At 61.8% G+C, this 20409-nt stretch carries 4 protein-coding genes and 12 pseudogenes; all 16 read left to right on the forward strand.

The genetic code is table 11. The features are described from left to right. Nucleotides 1–110: 110 nt before the first annotated feature. Nucleotides 111–718, forward strand: a pseudogene (locus CES87_RS30245) (lytic transglycosylase domain-containing protein). Nucleotides 719–923: 205 nt separating this feature from the next. Continuing rightward, nucleotides 924–6739, forward strand: a pseudogene (mnxG, locus tag CES87_RS30250) (manganese-oxidizing multicopper oxidase MnxG). 312 nt (nt 6740–7051) lie between these two features. After that, a pseudogene (locus CES87_RS30255) lies at nt 7052–9003 on the forward strand (cytochrome D1 domain-containing protein). Between the two features lie 13 nt (nt 9004–9016). Beyond that, on the forward strand, nt 9017–9670 hold the full coding sequence (locus CES87_RS30260; RefSeq protein ID WP_128609013.1) for an SCO family protein: 654 nt from the start codon (nt 9017–9019) through the stop codon (nt 9668–9670). Next, nucleotides 9667–10307, forward strand: a pseudogene (locus CES87_RS30265) (SCO family protein). Before CES87_RS30260 ends, CES87_RS30265 begins: the two are co-directional and overlap by 4 nt. Nucleotides 10308–10315: 8 nt before the next feature. Further along, nucleotides 10316–11880: pseudogene (locus tag CES87_RS30270) on the forward strand (ABC transporter substrate-binding protein). Nucleotides 11881–11893: 13 nt separating this feature from the next. Further along, nucleotides 11894–12861: pseudogene (locus tag CES87_RS30275) on the forward strand (peptidylprolyl isomerase). 222 nt (nt 12862–13083) lie between these two features. Beyond that, nucleotides 13084–13613: pseudogene (locus CES87_RS30280) on the forward strand (response regulator). Between the two features lie 659 nt (nt 13614–14272). Then, nucleotides 14273–15402 (forward strand): annotated as a pseudogene (locus CES87_RS30285) (GspE/PulE family protein). After that, the gene (locus tag CES87_RS30290; RefSeq protein ID WP_128609015.1) at nt 15383–16186 is read left to right on the forward strand and encodes a hypothetical protein; all 804 of its coding nucleotides are present in this window, start codon (nt 15383–15385) and stop codon (nt 16184–16186) included. Before CES87_RS30285 ends, CES87_RS30290 begins: the two are co-directional and overlap by 20 nt. Nucleotide 16187: 1 nt before the next feature. Beyond that, complete coding sequence (locus tag CES87_RS30295; RefSeq protein ID WP_128609017.1) at nt 16188–16745, forward strand: PilN domain-containing protein; 558 nt, start codon at nt 16188–16190, stop codon at nt 16743–16745. After that, nucleotides 16732–17279: pseudogene (locus CES87_RS30300) on the forward strand (GspMb/PilO family protein). Before CES87_RS30295 ends, CES87_RS30300 begins: the two are co-directional and overlap by 14 nt. Then, a pseudogene (locus CES87_RS30305) lies at nt 17279–17805 on the forward strand (hypothetical protein). Before CES87_RS30300 ends, CES87_RS30305 begins: the two co-directional pseudogenes overlap by 1 nt. Then, nucleotides 17802–19726, forward strand: a pseudogene (locus tag CES87_RS30310) (secretin N-terminal domain-containing protein). Before CES87_RS30305 ends, CES87_RS30310 begins: the two co-directional pseudogenes overlap by 4 nt. Nucleotides 19727–19728: 2 nt before the next feature. Further along, nucleotides 19729–20201: pseudogene (locus CES87_RS30315) on the forward strand (type II secretion system protein). A 4-nt stretch (nt 20202–20205) separates the two neighbouring features. Further along, the coding region (locus tag CES87_RS30320; protein WP_141239476.1) for a type II secretion system protein at nt 20206–20409 on the forward strand (204 nt) is incomplete at its 3' end.

Genomic DNA, 20409 nt, shown 5'->3' on the forward strand with positions numbered 1-20409 from the left:
CGTGCTACGGCCATTTGCGCTTTCGGCACAGTGCTTGCGTATGGCTGATAAACGACCGGCCATTGGGGCAATACCCCCATTTTTCGGGGCTGGGCAGGGGAGGTAGAACAATGAAAACTCTCACCGCAGGACTGCTCGGCTTGACGCTGCTGGCAGGCACTGCCCAAGCCGACGTGTTCGTTTCGGTGGACGCCAGGGGCAACTTCGTCCTGTCCAATGTCCACCGCCCCGGTCGCCACTATCAGCGGGTCATTCACGAGCCCGAAGCGGCGGTGGTCAGCATCGACCGGCAGCCGCAGATGATTGCCGCGCGGCCCTATGCCGCGCTGGTATCAAAGGCGGCCACGGACAACAAATTGCCCGCAGCCCTGCTGCACGCGGTGATCCAGGCCGAGTCCCACTATGACGCCAGGGCCTTGTCGCCCAAGGGCGCGGGCGGGTTGATGCAGTTGATGCCCGACACCGCGCGCGAGATGGGCGTGACCAACGTTTACGACCCCAAGGCCAACATCCAGGGCGGCGCCCGATACCTCAAGCGCTTGATGACGATGTTCGACAACGACATCACCCTCGCCGTAGCCGCCTACAACGCAGGTCCCCAGGCCGTGCTCAGCCGTGGCGGAGTGATCCCGCCGTTCGCCGAAACCCAGCGTTATGTACCCAATGTATTGAATCAGTACCGGCGTTTGCAGGGCTGTCGGCAGATGCCCCGCTGTAACCGGAACTCCGGGGGTGGGTTTCCCCAACTTTGGGGGATGGTAGCCCCAGCGAAAAATTGGGGAAAAAGTGGGGAATATCCCCCTGCGTATCAAGTTCTGATCATAACTTATTGAAAATAAACAAAATTAATTGTGGCATGCGGATTGCTGTGCAGATTTGTCGAGAATTATTCCCTGTGCGCACCCACAGCGAGGCCCGTGATCATGACCGGCATACACCATATTCCATCCATTCTTCCCTGGCTGTTGTTGGCTGCATCGGTGCTTGGTATCGAGTTCGCCGAAGCGGCTGCGCGTTGTGAGCGCAATCTGGTGGCCAACGTCGTGGCGCTGGATCAGCCGCTGATGTTCAACCGCCTGGGTGCGCAGAACGTCAACGGCATGATGTTCGCCCTGCGCCGCGACGTGGTCGACGACCACCAGATTTCTTTGGCTCAAGGTGGTGCTGCGGTGCCGGGCAAGGTTTCGCTGCGGGCCGACAAGCGTCCGCGTCCGCTGGTCCTGCGGGTCGCCGCCGGTGACTGCCTGACGGTCAACCTGCAAAACCTGCTGGCCTACCAGGCCAACCCCGGCTCCCATAGCGAAGGTGGCGAAATCCGCGCTGGCGGTGAAGCGTTCAAGGTCGACGAGCAGGTCGCAGACCGCCATGTCGGCTTCCAGGTCAACGGCATGCAAGCGGTCAACAGCATCGATGACATCTCTTCGTACACCGGGCGCAACGCCAATACCCTGGTCGCTCCTGGCGCCAGTCGTTCCTACACCCTGTACGCCGAACGCGAGGGTGCGTTCACGGTGAGCAGCCGCGGCGCGACGTTCGGTGGCGAGGGCGCGGCCGGCAACAACGCCAACGGCCTGTTCGGCCAGGTGGCGGTCATGCCCAAGGGCGGTCGCAGCTACCGCAACACCATCACCGAAGAAGAGATGCGCCTGGCCAGCACCGGCCGCACGCCGGCCGGTCATCCGATCGTCGATTACCAGGCGCGCTATCCGCAGCGTCAACCCTGGATTCGCGAAGGCAAGGCCGGCAAGCCGATCATCAACATGGTCGACGGCAATGAAATCGTTTCCAGTGAAGCCGATGCAATTGTCATGGGCAGCAACGCCGACGGCAGTTTCCCGGCCTCGACCTATCCGCTGGAAAGTATGGGTAAACGTAATCCGGCAATCCCTAATCGGCTGGAGCCGTTCCGCGATTTCTCCGCGCAGTTCCAGGATGAAACCGCAGTGACTCAGGCGTTCCCGGCGTATTTTGCAGACCCGGTCATGGCCCACGTACTGGAGCCGACCCGCGATTCGTTCATGATCAACTACGGCTCCGGCGGCATGGGCGCCGAGGTGGTTGCCAACCGTTTGGGCGTGGGGCCGATGCACGATTGCCTGTCCTGCGCCTATGAAGAATTCTTCCTCAGTGCCCACACCGTCGGCGACGTGGCGATGCTGGTGGACGTACCGGCCAACGCCGGCCTTGAAGGCATCACCCCCGGCCAGAAGCCGAAGGCCGATCAGGTCGGCGTCAAGGCGACCGCGGCGTTGTACCCCTCGGAGCCGTCGAACGTTGCCCACAGCTACATCGGTGACTTCGTCAAATTCCGCAACACCCACAACGGCTACGAGCACCATATTTTCCACTTGCACGGCCACCAGTGGCTGTTCAACCCCAACGATGACAACTCCGACTACGTGGACGCCCAGGGCATCGGTCCGGGCGCCGGTTATACCTATGAAATCGCCAACGGTGGTTCGGGTAACCGTAACCGGGTAGCAGGCGATGCGATTTATCACTGTCACTTCTACCCGCACTTCGCCCAAGGCATGTGGGCCATGTGGCGGGTGCACGATGTATTTGAAGAGGGCACCAAACTCGAAGTCTCGCAACAAGGCGCCGACGGCTTCCACACCGAACCCTATGCCCTGCGCAACGGTAAACCGGCGGCAGGTGCACGAGCCTTGCCCGATGGCGAAATCGTTGCCGGCACGCCGATTCCAGCCGTGGTGCCGCTGCCTGGCAAAGCCATGGCGCCGATGCCAGGCAAAGTCGCCGTCGTACCGAAAATCGGCGAAACCCTGGTGGCCGCCAACGACGATGACCATGACGAAGTAGGCGACGATGACGGCGAGCATTATGGCGGCGGTGCTCATACCAACAGTGCAGCCATCGGTTCCCTCGCGCTGATCGATCGCAGCGAAGCCAATCGCAATGCCGACGGCACCCTGAAAAACCCAGGCTATCCATTCTGGATCGGCGGCATGGAAAGTTCGGTCGGCCAACGCCCGCCGACTCCACCGCTGGACATGCTCGATGCCGCCACGGCGCAAGCCTTGAAGGCCAGTGGCAAAGCCTTGTGGCCAACCTGGACCCTAATCAATCCGGTGGCTGGAACGGCGGCTTGCCGCGCCATGCACTGGGCGGTGTATCCGAGGGTGGCGAGGCCCAGACCATTACCACGTCGCTGGACTTCTCCAAGTCGGTGACCCGCGCCAAACCGATTTACCTGCCGGAAGAGGGCACTGAAGTCGAACAGGCGGCCATGGCCTTCCACGCGAAAAAGGATCACCCAAGCTACGCCGTGCTGCCAGGCAGCCAGATCGTGGCGCGCAACTTCCGCACCAACGGCGCTTTGCCGATTGCCGGTGCGCCGTACTACGAACCGTGCATGGATGACCGGCAAAAACGCCTGACCAGCAGCGCCGGCACTGGGGAATTCAACAGTGGCGAGCGGCTCGACGGCATGTCTTTCATCGGTTCCTCGACCTTTACCGCCGACCGGCCGCGGGTCTACAAAGCGGCGAATATCCAGTTCGACGCGGTGTACAACAAGGTCGGCTACCACTTCCCGCAAGCGCGCATCCTGGCGCTGTGGGAAGACGCCTGGCCGGTGATCACCAAGCAGCGTCCGCCAGAACCGCTGGTGATGCGCATGAACACCTTCGACTGCGTGCAGTACCAGCAAACCAACCTGGTGCCGGCCACCTATGAGATGGACGACTATCAGGTGCGCACGCCGACCGACGTGATCGGTCAGCACATTCACCTGCCGAAATGGGACCTGACCGCCGCGGACGGTTCGTCCAACGGCTGGAACTATGAAGACGGCGTGCTCTCCCCAGGTGCCGTGCAAGAACGCATCCACGCCATCCGCGAGTACAACCAGTGCAAAGGCACGGACCCGCGTGACGGCACGCCAGCCTGCCCGAAAGCCAAAAATCACCCGTACTTCGGACAGTTCGGCCGGGCCGACTGGGTTGGGGCGCGGACGGCCATGCAACGCTGGTTCGTCGACCCGGTGGTCAATACCCAAGGTGTTGACCGTGGCCTGGGCACCATCTTCACCCACGACCACCTCGGCCCATCGACTCACCAACAGATTGGCCTGTACGCCACCGTGCTGGCAGAACCAGCCGGTTCGACCTGGTTCCACGCCGAAACCGGCGAGCCGTTGTACAGCGGCGCGCGGCAGGACGGCGGGCCGACTTCATGGCAGGCGGTGATTTCCACCGGTGACCTGGACAATGACGGCAAGAACGACAGCTTTCGTGAGTTCTTCCTCGAATACAGCGACTTCCAGCACGCCTATGAAGCCGGTGTGTACGTGGGCGCAGGCCCTAATGGCGTACCGAATCGGCAAGCATTCCCGGCCACGGCCGACAGCTTCCGCTACGCGATCAATCCGCCGGTGCGCGACAACACCAGCCAGTTGCTCGAAGCGGTGGTGGAGCTGCGTGGCGGCGTGAAACCAGGTTGCCCGAGCCGGCCTTGTCCACAAGCGATCTCGGTGGATGATCCGGGCATGTTCGTCGTCAACTACCGCAACGAACCGCTGGCCCTGCGGGTGTTCGACCCGAACAAGGTCGGCCCGGACGGTAAGCGCGGCATGCAGGCCGATGGCCTCGGCGGTGACCTCGCGTACGCCATGCAAAGCCGCACCGACCGTGCGATCCCGGCGATGAACCTGGCGCCGAACCTGATCACCGCGGCCACCGGTCCAACCGGTGGCACCACGCTGTTCCCGCCGCACATCAACAAGGGCGGCGCGGAGCCGGGCGATCCGTTCACCCCGATGCTGCGCACCTACACCGGTGACAACGTGCGGCTGCGGGTGCATGCGGGCGGCCACGAAGAGGAGCACAACGTCACCCTGCACGGCGTGAAATGGCTGCAAAGCGGTTCCGGTTTCGGCAACAGCTCCAACTCCGGCTGGCGCGCCTCGCAGATGGTCGGGATTTCCGAGCAGATGGGCTTCAATGCGCCGGTGTCGATGATCTCCAGTGCCGCGGCGACCACCGGTGACTATCTGTACACCATGGACGCGTCCATCGAGGGTTACTGGAACGGAATATGGGGTGTGATGCGCAACTACACCGCGCAACGCAGCGATCTGTTCGCGCTGCCGAACAACGCGAAACCGACCGGCATGCGCAACACCGTGGCGTTCGACGGCATTTGCCCACGGATCGGCGCCAACCCCAATGGCATTGGTACCCGGCCAACCGTGCAACGCAATTACGATGTGGTCGCGGCGCTGGCCAATGACATCCTGACCAACCCGTTGGGCCTGTCCCTCGGCGACCCGGCGGGTATCGGGCAACATGTCGGCGGGCCGTTGAAACCGACGGGGGGCACCCTGGTGCTGAACTCGCGGACAATGAGCATCCCGCAGGTCACGGTGACCGATCCTGAAGATGGCGAGACCTTCACCATCGGCGGGAAAAGCGGGCCGCTGCATGACCCGACCGCGATCCTGTATGTGCGCAAGGGCGACCTCGACGCGACTACCGGCAAGCTGAAACCCGGTGTGCCTGTCGAACCGTTGATCCTGCGTGCAGCGGCCGGTGATTGCATCAACATCACCCTGGAAAACCGCCTGCCAACGGTGATGCCGGACCTGGCCCAGACCGCGATCATGCAGGGCCTGGCCAAGCGTGACCGCAACGACGGCATGGGCTCGACCACCTTCAACAACAACCTGTTGCGGCCATCGAGCCATGTCGGCCTGCACGCACAATTGCTGGCCTATGACATCACCAAATCCGACGGCGCCAACGTCGGCGCCAACCCCATCCAGACCGTGCCGCCTCGCGTTGGCAACACTGGCGCATACCCGACCCGTACCTACCAGTACTACGCCGGGCACCTGGAGCGTGAAGGCAAACCGATCACCCAACTGGGGCGCAACGTCGACAACATCAACGCCACGGCGGTGGAATTCGGCGGGTTGAACTTCACCCCGGCGGACGTCATCAAGCAGCCGCAAAAGGGCCTGGGCGGTGCGATGAGCGTGCTGCCGGTCGGCGCCACCTGGGTCGAGGATGCCAAGCGCGCGTCGGCCACGGTCACGGCGTCGGGCCAGACCACCTACCGCGATTTTGCGATGGTCTGGCAGCGCGCCTTGAACACGCGCTGGGCCAATGGGCGGCCGGTGGAAGGCATTGCTTCGGAAGGCAACGGTGTACCGAACGATCCGAAAGACAACGCCAGCATGGCCATCAACTACAAGGTCGAACCGATGTGGTTCCGCTTCGGCCTGGCGCCGGATGCACCGTTCGGTCGCGCCGATGGCCATGGCTACGGCGATGTGCCGAACGTGCACATGGCCTACAGCAACGCGCTGGTGGGCAGCGATCCGCAGACGCCGGTGTTCTACGTCAAACCGGGGCAACCGTTCCGTACGCACATCCTGATGCCGTCCGGTGGCAGTCGCGGTTCGACCTTCCAGCTCGATGGCCACCTCTGGTCGGTCAACCCGTTCCAGTCGGAGAAGAGCGATGTGGGCGGCTACCCGATGGGCACGCCGGGGGTCGGTTCGGTGAAGTTCGGGCTTAACCCAATGTCGATGTACATCGGCGCCCGGGAAAGCGTGTTGCCAGCGGCGCACTTCAGCTTCATGCACCCGAGCGCCGGGGGCAGCAATGCGATAGCGGGGGATTACCTGTACCGCGACAACGCTTCCTTCGGTAATACCGCCGGGTTATGGGGATTGCTGCGGGTGACCAACGAGCTGGAACCGGCACCGGTGCCGTAACGCCGGAATGGGAACAACACCGTTCCCTGTAGGAGCGAGGCTTGCCCGCGAAGGGGTCGCCTCGGTTTGTGATGGTGCGGCAGATGACGCCTTCGCTACAGGCCGCTTTTGTAGGAGCGAGGCTTGCCCGCGAAGGGGTCATCTCGGTTTGGCGGTGTGGCGGATGACGTCTTCGCGGGCAAGCCTCGCTCCTACAGGGCGAGGTGGCCTCGGTTTGTGGTGGTGCGACAGATGACGCCTTCGCGGGCAAGCCTCGCTCCTACAGAAGAACGGCGGTGAGGCAGGTACAGATCTGTAAAGGGGAGAAGTGACATGAACAGGACCATCAAATTCGCCAGTTGTGCGCTAGCCGTCGGGGTGGCGCTGATATGGCTCGGAGTGTCGCGCACGTCCCCCCGGTCATGCTCAACGAGGTTGCGCTGCCCAACACCTGGACCGGCCAGACCCTTGAACGCGACGGCGTATCGGTGGTTCTCGACGTGCGGCCACTGGCCGAGGACGGCGTGCTGCGCGAAGGTGAATTTGCCGACGTGCAATTTCGTGTCACAGACAAGGCATCGGGACAACCGCTGGCGGGCGTCGCCCCCGGCGCCTGGCTCGACCCTGAAGCCACTGCTGCCGACCAGGCCCAGGGCCGCGAAAAAAGCTGCAAGTCCCGGGTCGGCGTGTTTCTTAAATCAAGCATCGGCGCGCGGCCGCTGCTCGATCTCAACAGCTACTTCCTGCTGGTGATGAACCGCGATGCCAGCGTTTCGGTAATCGATCCTTCAGTGTCAGTGGGCGGCATCACCAGCACCATGGCACGGATCGACATCAAGCAACCGCCGATGGATTGGGTCAACCCAAGAGACAACAAGCGAGTCTTCGTGTCGATGCCGACCGCCAATGAGGTCGCGGTGATCGACAGCGAACAGTTCAAGGTGGTCGACTCGGTAGCAGCCGGCAGCAACCCGGTGCGCGTGGCCCTGCAACCGGACGAACGCCTGCTGTGGGTCGGCAACAATGCCAAATCCGCGGAGCGATCCGGGGTCACGGTGATCGACACCGCCAGCCTGAAAACCCTCAAACACCTGGCCACCGGTGGCGGGCACCACGAAATTGCCTTCAGTAAGGACAGCCGCTTTGCTTTTGTCACCAATCGCGACGACGGCACCCTGAGCATCATCGATATCGCCAGCCTGACCCTGATCAAACAGCTCAAGACCGGCTCGCACCCGTTGTCAGTGGTGTACTCACCGCTGTCCGGCGCCGCGTATGTGGCCGATGGCAAGGACGGCACGGTCACCGTGGTCGACGCTGCGAGCCAGTCAGTGCGGCGGGTGATCAAGATGAAGCAGGGTATCGGCCCGATGGGTTTCAGCGCCGACGGACGTTTGGGCATCGTGCTCAACACCCTGGAGAACCAGGCCTCGGTGATCGACGCGGCCACCGATTCGCTGATCCATGAACTGGACGTGTCCGCCGAACCCTTTCAAGTGGTATTCACCAAGGCCTATGCCTACGTTCGCGGGCTTGCATCGCCCAAGGTGACGATGATCAACCTGTCGTCGCTGGGTGAGGGCCGCAAGCCGATCAGCCAGGGCTTTGAAGCCGGGACCCAGCCGCCACGGCTGGCTGGTGATCTGCCGCTGGCGTCGAGCCTGGCGGTATCGCGGGACGAAAATTCGGTGTTCGTGGTCAATCCGTCGGACAACACCACCTACTTCTACGCCGAAGGCATGAACGCGCCGATGTCCGGCTACCCCAATCGCGGGCAAGTGGCGCGGGCGGCACTGGTGATCGACCGCAGCCTGCGCGAAATCGAGCCGGGGCTGTACAGCGCGCGGATCAAACTGCCACCGGCCGGACGTTTCGACGTGGCGTTCCTGCTCAATCAACCCAACATCATCCATTGCTTCAGCACCGTGATTGAGGCGAACAAGAGCACTGCGCAACACGCAGGCGTGCCGAAAGTGGAATTCATGCTCGATAAATCCACCGCGGCACTGGGCAGCCCTTACACGGTGCGTTTTCGCATCGTCCAGGGCAAACAGAAGGCCGAGCGCAGCGGGGTCAAGGACGTGCAGGTGCGCTACTTCCTGGCACCGAGTTCACGGCCTCGGCTGGTCGCGGCACGGGACGTCGGCAACGGTGTTTATGAAGCCCCGGTGACCCTCGACCAGAAAGGCGCCTGGTACCTGCACGTGCGTGCGGCATCCCTGGGCGCGACCTTCGGCGACCAGACGTTTGCCAGCGTTCGGGTACTGCCGAGCGACGCTCATTGAAGAGGACATCGACATGAACCGATTTGCACATCGTGGACTGCTGACGCTCTGCCTGTTGGCCGTCGGGATCGGCCAGGCCCTGGCTCACTCAGCGGATGAACATGCCGGCCACACACCGGCCAAAAGCGCCAGTTCGGAGAGCGCCCAGGTCAAGTTCGCCGACGTGGCGCTGGTGGACCAGAACGGCAAGACCGTACGCCTGGAAAAAGACCTGGTGAGCAACAAGATCGTGGTCATGAGCTTCATCTACACCAGTTGCACCACGGTCTGCCCGGTGGTGTCGTCGATCATGGGCAAGGTGCAGAAACACCTGGGTGCACGGGTCGGCACCGAGGTGCAAATGGTGTCGATCAGCATCGACCCGCAACGCGACGACGCCAAACGCCTGAATGAATACGCCCGCAACTTCCAGAGCGGTCCGGGCTGGAGCTGGCTGACCGGCTCCCCGCAGTCGGTCAACGAAACCCTCAAGGGGCTGGGCAGTTTCAGCGGCGACTTCAAGAACCATCAACCCTTGATCCTGGTGGGCGACGGCAACAGCCGCCACTGGACCCGCTACTACGGTTTCACCGACCCGGCCGTGCTCAGCCGTGCAGTCGAGAAGCTCAGCGGCCAGCGCAACACCCACGCCAAGCACACTGCCATTGCCATGGAGCAACAGCCATGAAAGCACTCGTGTTGATCCTCCTTACCATGTGTTATTGCGTTATCAGCTTCATGGCCTTTGCCCACGAAGAGCATGGACAACCCGCGCCTGCCTCTGAAGCGGCCGCGCCAGCAGCGGTTGCCGCACAACCGGCGGGTGGCACCCGGGACGCGAAAACCTGGTTCACCGATACGCCGTTGCAGGACCAGAACGGCAATACCCAGCGCTTCTACAGCGACGCGTTGCAGAACCGTGTGGTGCTGCTCAATGTGATTTTACTAGTTGCGACGATGCCTGCCCATTGATCACCCAAAAGCTCAAGCAAGTGCGTGAAGTGCTGGGCGACAAGGCGGACGGCATCACCTTTATCTCCCTTACCAGTGATCCGCTGCGGGATACTCCGGCGGTGCTCAAGGCTTACACCTTGAAACAGGGCGTCGATGGGCCCCACTGGCTTTTTCTTACTGGCGACAAGGCACAAATGGATCTGGTTCTGGGCCGTATCGGCCAGATCGTGCCGACTCCCGAACAACACTCCACGCAGTTGATCGTCGGTGATGTGGCCAACAAACGCTGGAGCAAAATTCGCCCCGACGCCCCGGCCGCCGTCATTGCCCAGCGCTTGCAGCTGCTGGCAATGCCCGTGGCCGGTCGTTGAGCTGCGCCATGAAAAACGCCCTCAACGCCGGCCTGTTCATGCTCGCTTTGCTTGTTCTGCAAAGTGCCAGCGTGACCGCCCAGGCACTGCCGCTGACCCCCAGCGAAAGTGCCGGCAAACGGCTGTACCGCGAGGGTGTGTCAGCGAGTGGTGAGCCGATCATGGCCCGGGTCGGGGCGGCGGGCATGTTACTGCCGGCGACCAGTCTGCCGTGCGCCAATTGCCATGGCGCCGATGGTCTCGGGCGTCCCGAGGGCGGGGTGCGACCACCGGATCTGAGCTGGTCGCGGCTTACCAGCACCTATGGACAGCAGCAGATCAACGGGCGCACCTACCGGCCTATACGGAAACCACATTGGCCAAAGCGGTGCAGGAGGGGCGCGATCCCGGCAACAATCGCCTCGACCCGGCGATGCCGCGCTTCGTGCTGTCGATGCGTGATCAAAGCAACCTCACGGCGTACCTCAAGCGTCTGGCTGATGACCGCGATCCGGGCTTGAGTGCCGACAGCCTGCACCTGGGCACGTTGTTGCCGAGCACCGGTGCGTTGGGCGAAGAGGGCGCCACGGTGGCGTCGGTGCTCAAGGGTAGTGTGGCGCGCATCAATGAAGCGGGCGGAATTCATGGACGGCAATTGCGCCTGACCATCCTCGACCCGGGTCCCGACCGAGCCAGCGCCGAGCGGGCGCTGAATCAACTGATCGAACAGGAACAAGTGTTCGCCCTGATCGCCCCGCTGGTGCCGGCACTCGATTCGCAGCTCGCGCCGCGTCTGGAACAGGCCGGTGTGCCCCTGATCGGCCCCCTGTCATTGCAAGGCACGGCCCAGGTCAGCCGGCAGATATTCGAACCGCTGCCGGGGTTGCGCGAGCAGATGATCGCCCTGGCCAATTACGCTGCCGCCAGTCTGCGGGTGCTGCAGGGGCCGACGCTGATCGCCTTCACGGACGAGCCCGGCCTCCGGCTGGCAGCGGAAAAACTCGCCCGGTACCTGCAAGACAACGCGTGGCAAAAAGTGCGCCTGCAAACCTACCCGTTGGCGCATAACGAATTGCCACTGGGCTCACGCTCGGTGTTCTACCTGGGCAGCAGCAACGGTTTCAGTCGCCTGGCCGAACGCTTGCAAACGGCGGGGCAAGTGCCTTACCTGTTCGCCGCGTCGAATCAGGTCGCCGGTGACCTGTTGCAAATACCCGACGATTTTTCCCGGCGAGTGTTTCTGGCCTATCCGTTCGTACCCAGCGACTGGACGATCGCGGGGCGCCTGGCCTTGACCCAGTTACGCCAACACCAGCGGCTCGGCGGTGAACATGCGGTACTGCAGGTCGGTGCGTTCAGTTCGATGATGTTGTTCAGCGAAGGCATGAAGCAGGCCGGGCGCGATGCCAGCCGCGAAAAACTGGTCAGTGCCCTGGAGGGCCTGCATGACTTCGATACCGGCCTGACCCCGCTGATCAGCTTCGGACCGGGCCGCAGGCTGGGCCTCAATGGCGCCCATGTTGTCACGGTGGACCTGTCCGACCAGCGTTTCTACCTGGTTGCCCCTTACAAGCCCATTGCCGCCATGCCCTGATCGGAGGCTGAAGATGAAGCTCAATACTTTGCTGGTGTTGTTGACGTTGCGGGTGCCGGCGGCCTTTTGCAGCAATAGCCAGGTCGCGGCACGGGTCAATGGCGAGGAAATTTCCCAGCTGCGCCTGGAGCGCTATTTCACCGAGTATCTGGAGGATCAAGGCCGGGCGGTCGCCAGCATCCGCAGTCCCAGCGCTTACAAACAGCTGCGCAAGGCTGCGCTGGATGCCTTGATCGACAAGGAATTGCTCTGGCAGGAAGCGGTCAAGCACGGGGTGGTGATCAGCGATGCCACGGTACAAGGCCAGGTGGATCAGACGCGTCAGGCCATGGGCGGCGCGCAAGTGTTCTCCCGCCGCCTGGAAGACGCCGGTTTCGATGAGGCCGCTTATATCGAGTACACCCGCCGTGATCTGGCTGCGCAGCAGATGTTTGCCGAACTCAACATTGCCGAGATCAAGAGAGTCGGTGAGCCGGACGAACATCAGATTCGGGCGTTTTATGAAGAGTACCGCGCGCAGATGAACCGGCCTGAAGAGATACAGGTCAGGCATATCCTGATCAAAGTGCCTCAGGGTGCGGATGCTTCCACTGTCGAGGCAGCGCGGCTACGCTTAGAGGTGATGCGTAAAAACATCGGAAAGGGAGCAGACTTCGCCAGTGTCGCCCGCAGCAGTTCTGAAGACGCTTCGGCCAGCCAGGGGGCGATCTGGGCTACTTTCCCCGTGGTCGAATGATGCCTGAGTTCGAAGCGGCTGCCTTCGCATTGGCACCGGGAGCGGTTAGCGAGCCGGTACGCACGGCGGTGGGCTGGCATCTGATTTATGTACAGAACCGAATGGAGGCTACCAATGTCACAGAGTTGCAAGGACTTGACATGGTTCGGGCTTACCTTGCCCGACAGAAACAGATTAAAGCTCGTCTACAGGTTCTGGCACAACTGCGTTCCAGCAATCAAATCGAAAGGATCGACGATGATTGAGCGGTCCCCCAAAAGTGGGGGAAAGCTTCAATGCACACCCGTTCGGTATTCCCCGCTTTTGGGGGGTGAAATACGTGGACGAAAAGGCATTGTCAGTAGATTCAAGGACATGAAGACTTAAAATTACCGTTGTTCAGCCTGGCATGAAGTGTGCGTTAGACCTATCAAGGCGCGCACTCCGCCAGGTTCGGAATTCGGATCTGCGGTTTCAAGGAGTCCACCTTGTTAAACAAAGTACTGGTTGTTGAAGACGAACAGCTGCTGGCGGAAACCTCCAGGGTTACCTGCAGGCGCAAGCGCTGGAAGTCCGGATAGCTCACAACGGTGAGACGGCGATCGGCGAAGCCGAAAGTTTTTCTCCCGATGTGATGGTGTTCGATTACCACTTGCCCGATATGAAAGGCTTTGAGGTACTCGATGCCGTCCGCCAGAACAGGAATTGTCATTTTGTGCTGATCACAGGGCACCCGACCGCAGAAGTTTGCGAAGAGGCCCGGAAACTGGGAGTCAGCCACATCCTGTTCAAACCGTTTCCGATGGCGGAATTGGCCCGGGCAGTCTGCGATCTTCTGGGGATGCAGCGCGAACCCAAAGCGGGTGCGAGCACTTCACAAGGATTCGTCGAACGACGCCAGAGCAGGACCGAAAGTTTCCCGCTGCAGTTGTACGACGGTAGTTGGGTGCTTGCAGATCGCCGACGAAGTACGGTCTCCAAGTCGCCAGACGACGAACAATTGCTCACCGGGGAGTAGTGGCGCGACAAGACGTTCCGGCACCCGCCGCAATTGCTCGCCGCGCCGACAGGGCTCAAAGCCCCGGGCGTTGGAGAGCAAGCCATGGACCGTCTATCACTTGTCATCGATGCAGTGCCGCTGGATTGTGTACCCACCCGTTTTTCCAGTGAACAACTGGTCCAGGCGCGCTCCCTGGCCGCCAGTTCTGGCGAGCGAGTCCTGGCAGCCCTCGCGCAGCTGTGTGAACTGCCCCCATGCCCTTCATCCAGTGCCTGGGCGCTACCCTGCATTATCCGGTGCTCGACACCGACAGCCTGTTTCAATCCACCCCGGTGTTCGACCGGATCACCCTGGCCCAATGCCTTAAGCGTGAATTCATGCTGCTGCGTCACGACGACGCGGTCATCGGCGTATTTGCCGACCCCTTCGACACGGCTCGCCTGGCCTGGATCGACGATTGCCTGCACGGCGCGCCGTTGTACCTGGTGCACACCGACGACCTGAAAGCGTATCTGGCGCGCCACGAAGAGAGCTTTCACGCGGTGGAATCGCTCAACGCCCAGGCCGACGGCAATACCGAAATCGATACCCTGCAAAGCCTGTCACTGACCAGCATCAGCGAAGACTCCAGCGTGGTGGTCAAACTGGTCAACTCGACCCTCTACGACGCATTGAAAATGCACGCCAGCGACATTCACCTGGGCACCACTGGCAGCGGCCTGGTGATCAAGTACCGCATCGACGGCGTATTGAACAACATCAGCAAAATCCAGGGGAGCGAGTTCGCCGAACAGGTGATTTCCCGGGTCAAGGTCATGGCCGAACTGGACATCGGCGAGAAGCGCGTGCCTCAGGACGGTCGTTTCAAGATCGGCATCAGCGGCCGGCAGATCGACTTCCGGGTTTCGATCATGCCAAGCATTTTTGGCGAAGACGCGGTGCTGCGGGTGCTCGACAAGCAGGACCTGGCCGACAAGGTCAGCGGCGTGCAACTACAGGCCTTGGGTTTCGAAGAGGACACCCTGCGCCAACTGCGCCGCCTGGCCGCCGAACCCTACGGCATGGTGCTGGTCACCGGCCCCACCGGCAGCGGCAAGACCACCACGCTGTACGCGATGATTACCGAGATCAACCACGGTGTGGACAAGATCATCACCATTGAAGACCCGGTGGAATATCAACTGCCGGGCGTGTTGCAATCCCCGTCAATGAGAAGAAAGGCCTGACCTTCGCCCGCGGCCTGCGCTCGATCCTGCGGCACGACCCGGACAAGATCATGGTCGGTGAAATCCGCGATCCCGACACCGCGCAGATCGCCGTGCAGTCGGCACTGACCGGGCACCTGGTGTTCACCACCATCCACGCCAACAACGTGTTTGATGTGATCGGCCGTTTCACCCAAATGGAAATCGATCCCTACAGTTTGGTCAGCGCGCTCAATGCCGTCCTGGCGCAGCGCCTGATTCGCCTGGTCTGCGCCAGCTGCAGCAGCCACTACACCCCGAGCGAAGAAGAGCTGGAAGCCTCGGGGCTCGATCCGCAACAGGTCGCGCACTACCACTTCGTCCATGGCAAGGGTTGCGGTCATTGCCGCGGCACCGGTTACCGCGGGCGCAGCGCGATCGCCGAGCTGCTGCACCTGGACGACGAACTGCGGCAAATGATCGTCGAGCGCCAACCCATTTCAAAAATCAAGGCCCACGCGTGCAAACGTGGCTTGCGCCTGCTGCGCGAATCAGCGCTGGAACTGGTGCAACAAGGCCGGACCACACTCGAGGAGATCAATCGTGTCACTTTTATCTCGTGAGCGTTATGTCGCCGTCATCGGCGCCAGTGGTGTCGGCCTCGGCCAGCGGCAGGGCAGTCAAACCCTGTGGTTGGGCAGCGTCGGCTTCATCGATGAAGGTTTCCATGCCTGGACCGTGGCCCTGGAAACCCTCGATTGCCTGCTGGGCGAACATGCCCGCGCAGGCTCCGACCTGACCGTGGTGATCTCCGGCCACTTCAGCCGTTTTTGCCTGGTGCCCTGGAGCGACCAGATCAGCAGTCCTGACGAGCTGCAAGGCTTTGCCCAGCTGTGCTTCGAAGACCTTTATGGGGCCCCGGGCCAACCCTGGAGCCTGGTGCTTTCAGCCGAGCCTGCAGGCTACGACCGGATCGCCACCGCGCTGCCGCAAGAGCTGCTGGAGCGTCTGCGCACCCTGGTCAGCGGTCGTGGCCTGCGCCTGCGTTCGGTGCAGCCGTACCTGATGGCTGCATTCAATCATTTCGATAAAAGCCTCGACGCCGGGGACTTCCTGTTCGTGGTCGCGGAACCAGTGCGCAGCGTGTTGCTGGTGGCCCGCGAAGGGCGCTGGGCATCGGTACGTTCGGTGGGCAGCAGCGATAGCGATGTCGCACTGGCCGCGCTGATCGGCCGCGAAAGCCATTTACAGGCCTCCACCAGCGAACGGCCGCTGAACGTATACCTGCACGCTCCGGCGCGCATCGACTCGCACCCGGACGTTCCCGGTGTGCACCTGCGAACCCTCGAAGAGGACCGGACATCCGTACACGATTGCCTGTACGTCATGTCCCGGGCGGTGGCCTGACATGCGCGCCTTGACGCTCGACTTTCAGCCGCGCCGCCGCTCGACCCCTCTGGGCTGGAGCCTGCTGGCCGGTGGCGTGGTGCTGGCGCTGACCTGCATCGTGATCCAGCAACACCTCAGCGGAGAGGTCGAGCTACAGCAAGGTCACTTGCAAACCACCCAGCGTGTCCTCAGTGGCGATACCAGCACCGGCTCTGGCACCAAGGTCAGCCTGACCCCGGCGGAAACTCGCGAGCAGGCGCAGAACCTGGCCGAGATGCGCAAGGTGTCGCAGCAACTTCGTCGTCCCTGGGAACGTTTGTTCGCCACGCTCGAAGCCATGCCCCGCGACAACATTGCCTTGCTGACCCTGACCCCTGACGCCCGAAAAGGTCAGGTGCGAATCAGCGCCGAAGCGCGGGACCTGGAGGCCATGCTCGACTTTCACCGGCGCCTGGAAGCCACCGATGAGCTGTCCGATGTGTCGCTGCTGAGCCACGAAATCGTCGCGAACGTGCCGGAGCAACCGGTCCGTTTCAACCTGTCGGCTACCTGGGAGATTGGCGATGCAAATCCCTAGATTGATCGTCCACGAATACCTGCAACGCCTGGGCGTGCCCGGTCTGGCAGGTTTGGCCCTGGTGGTGCTGGCGCTGACCTGGGCCTGGCCGGGCTGTTGCCGGACTGGCAGTCACTGCAAGGCCTTAGCCAGCAGACCCGCGAAGCCCGCGAGTACCTGGCCAAGGTCGAAGACGGCACGGTGGCCGCCCCGGTTGTTCCGCAACGTCAGCTCGATGATTTTCGCAGCAAGTTGCCCTCCCAGCCTCAGGCCACCATCGCCATCGACAAGATCTACGCGCTGGCCGCCCAGGAGCGCATCACTCTCTCTCGCGGTGAGTACTCGCTGGGCATCGATCCCAAGACGCACCTGGCCCGTTATCAGATTCTGCTGCCGGTGCGTGGCAGCTACCCGCAACTGCGGCGCTTCATGCACGCCTTGCTTGCCCAGTTGCCGGCGGTGGTGGTGGAGGACCTGGAGCTGCAACGCAAGAAGATCGCCGACACCGACCTGTCCGGGCGGATCCGCATGACCCTTTACCTGTCGAGGTCATGATGAACAACAAACGAGTAGTGGGTTGGGTGGCATTCCTCGGTGTGGCGGCGGCGCTGACCTGGTTGCCCGATTATTTCAAGCAGGCCGACGACACTGACGTTGAAGTGAGCGCGGCAGCCACCTCTGCCAAGGGCAAGACCCATGGCGCGCTGTCAGCCGCCAATGCCGCCAAAGCTGTAGGTGCGCCAGTGGTGATCAAGGATCTGAGCCCGGCCGGCGACCTGTTCGCCGCCCGCAGCTGGAACGCGGCGCCGACCCTGGCCAGCGTCGACGAACAAGCTCTTAACGTAGCCCCGGTCGCGCAGGTCCCCACTGCACCGACCATGCCTTTCCAGTTCATCGGCAGGATGGATAACCACACCGACCTGCAAGTGTTCTTGCAGAACGGCGAGAAAATCTACGTCGTGCGCAAAGGGGATGTGATCGACGAAACATGGAAGATCGAGGGGATTCCGACATGGAACTGAGCCTGGTCTATTTGCCTCTGCATTTGTCCCAGACGTTGTCTGTGGGGAGCGCGCAATGAACAAATTCCGTTTGCTGTTAAGCATTGGTCTGTGTGCCGGGCTGGCCGCGTGCAGTTCTTCGCAGGTTGCCAGGGACGAAGCTTCGAGCCTGATGGAGTCGGGTCAGTACGAAGCCAGTCTGGCGCGGATTCAGGAGGGGTTGCGGGAAAACCCTCGCGATACCGAATTGCACCTGGCACTCAACACCAACCGTGCCCGTGCGGTGACTGCACTGTTGACCCAGGGCGACATGGACCGTGCCCAGCGCGATTTCGCTTCGGCCCGCACGGCTTACGGCCGGGTATTGACCATTGAATCGAACAACCGCCGGGCCCAGGACGCGCTGCGCCAGCTTGAGCACATGCGCAATCTGGATGAAAAACTCGAACTGGCCCGTGGCGACCTGCGTCGCGGCGACATTACGCCGCAGACCGTCAGGTGAAACAGATCCTCGAACTGGACCCGAACAATGAAGGCGCCCTGGAACTGCAGAGCAATGTTCGCCTGGTACAGAGCCGCAACGTGGTGCCGTATCCGCAACTGCGCACCCGCCTGGACAAACCGGTGACTCTGGAATTTCGCGACGCCAACCTGAAAACCATTTTCGAAGTGCTGTCACAGGTCGCCGGTCTGAACTTCATCTTCGACAAAGACCTGCGCCCGGACATGAAAGCGACGATCTTCGTGCGTGACGTGCGTATCGAAGATGCCGTGGAACTGCTGCTCCAACAAAATCAGCTGCACCAGAAGGTGGTGAACGAAAACACCCTGTTGATTTACCCGGACTCGCCACAGAAGCTCAAGGATTATCAGGAGCTGGTGATGCGTACTTTCTACCTGACCAGCATTGATGCCAACACCGCGCTCAACATGGTCAAGACCATGCTTAAGACCCGCGACGTATTCGTTGATGAACGCCTGAATACCCTGACCATGCGCGACACCGGTGACGCTGTGCGCATGGCGGAAAAACTTCTGCAATCGCAAGACCAGTCAAACCCCGAAGTGGTGTTGGAAGTGGAAGTGATGGAAGTCGCCACCCAGCGGATTCTCGATCTCGGCCTGCAATGGCCGAACACCTTCGGCGTGCTCAACAGCGACGGTTCGGCGGTGACCCTGCTTGACCAGCTCAAAGGCATCGACTCCAGCCGGATCACCATCAATCCATCGCCTCAGGCCAAGATCAACGCCCAGGACAAGGACATCAACACCCTGGCCAGCCCGGTGATCCGCGTGAGCAACCGCGAACAGGCGCGCATCCACATTGGTCAGCGCGTGCCGATCATCAGTGCCACCTCGGTGCCGTCGACCCAGGGACCGGTGATCACCGAAAGCGTGACTTATCTCGATGTCGGTTTGAAACTGGAGGTGCAGCCAACCGTGCACCTGAACAACGAAGTGGCGATCAAGATCGCGCTTGAGGTCAGTAACGCCACGCCGCTGGAACCGACCCGCCAGGGCACGATTCCGGTGCAGGTCGATACACGCAACGCCCAGACCACACTGCGCCTGCACGATGGCGAAACCCAGATCCTCGCCGGGCTGATGCGTAACGACCATGGCGCCACCGGCAACAAGATTCCTGGCCTGGGCGACATTCCCGGCCTGGGTCGTCTGTTCGGCAGCAACAAGGACGACGTCAGCAAATCCGAGCTGGTGCTGTCGATCACGCCACGGATCGTGCGCAACCTGCCGTACCAGAGCCCGTCGGACATGGAATTCACTACCGGCACCGAAAGCAGCATGCACATCCAGGCGCCGGATCGCCGGCTGGAGTCTCCGGAACAACCTGAGTCTCCGGAACAACATCTGTCTTCGGTACAGGCTAAGTCTTTGGTACAGGCTAAGCCTTCGGTACAGGCTAAGCCTTCAGTACAGGCTAAGCCTATCGGTCGGCCAGTCGCCGCAACCAACGTGCAAGTCAGCGTCGGGAAGCCTTGATCATGAACGCCTCGCAACGCGGTTTTACCTTGATCGAAGTCGTGGTGACGCTGGCCTTGATCGGCCTGCTGGCCGGCATGGCCGCGCCGCTGACCGAGACCGTGGTGCGCCGGGGCAAAGAGCAGGATCTGCGTACCGCGCTGTACCAGATCCGCGATGCCATCGACGCCTACAAACGCGCTTTCGACGCGGGTTATATCGAAAGACGCTCGACAGCAACGGCTACCCGCCGAACCTGAAAGTGCTGGTCGATGGCGTGCGTGACGTGCGCAATGCCAAGGGCGCCAAGTTCTACTTTCTGCGGCGCATACCCCACGACCCGCTGACGCTGAGCAAGCGTGACGACGAGGGTGGATGGGGCTTGCGCTCCTATGACAGTTCGGCCGAAAACCCTCGCGATGGCGAAGACGTCTTTGACGTCTACTCCAAGGCTCGGGGCAAGGGTCTCAATGGCATCGCCTACCGGGAGTGGTGAGCATATGCGTCGGGAAAAGGGTTTTACCCTGCTGGAATTGATGGTGGTCATGGCAATCATCGCAACCCTGATGACGATCGCCTTGCCACGCTATTTCAACACCCTGGAGGCCTCCAAAGAGACCACCCTGCACCAGAGCCTGTCGGCGATGCGCGAAGCGCTGGATCACTACTACGGCGACACCGGGCGTTATCCCGATTCCCTTGAG

The sequence above is a fragment of the Pseudomonas sp. ERMR1:02 genome (genome assembly GCF_002277815.1).
Taxonomy (GTDB): Bacteria; Pseudomonadota; Gammaproteobacteria; order Pseudomonadales; family Pseudomonadaceae; genus Aquipseudomonas.

What these genes read in the sequence shown, in the direction of transcription:
- CES87_RS30260 (WP_128609013.1), top strand. Translation starts at nt 9,017, where the DNA reads ATGAACCGATTTGCACATCGTGGACTGCTGACGCTCTGCCTGTTGGCC.
- CES87_RS30295 (WP_128609017.1), top strand. Translation starts at nt 16,188, where the DNA reads ATGCGCGCCTTGACGCTCGACTTTCAGCCGCGCCGCCGCTCGACCCCT.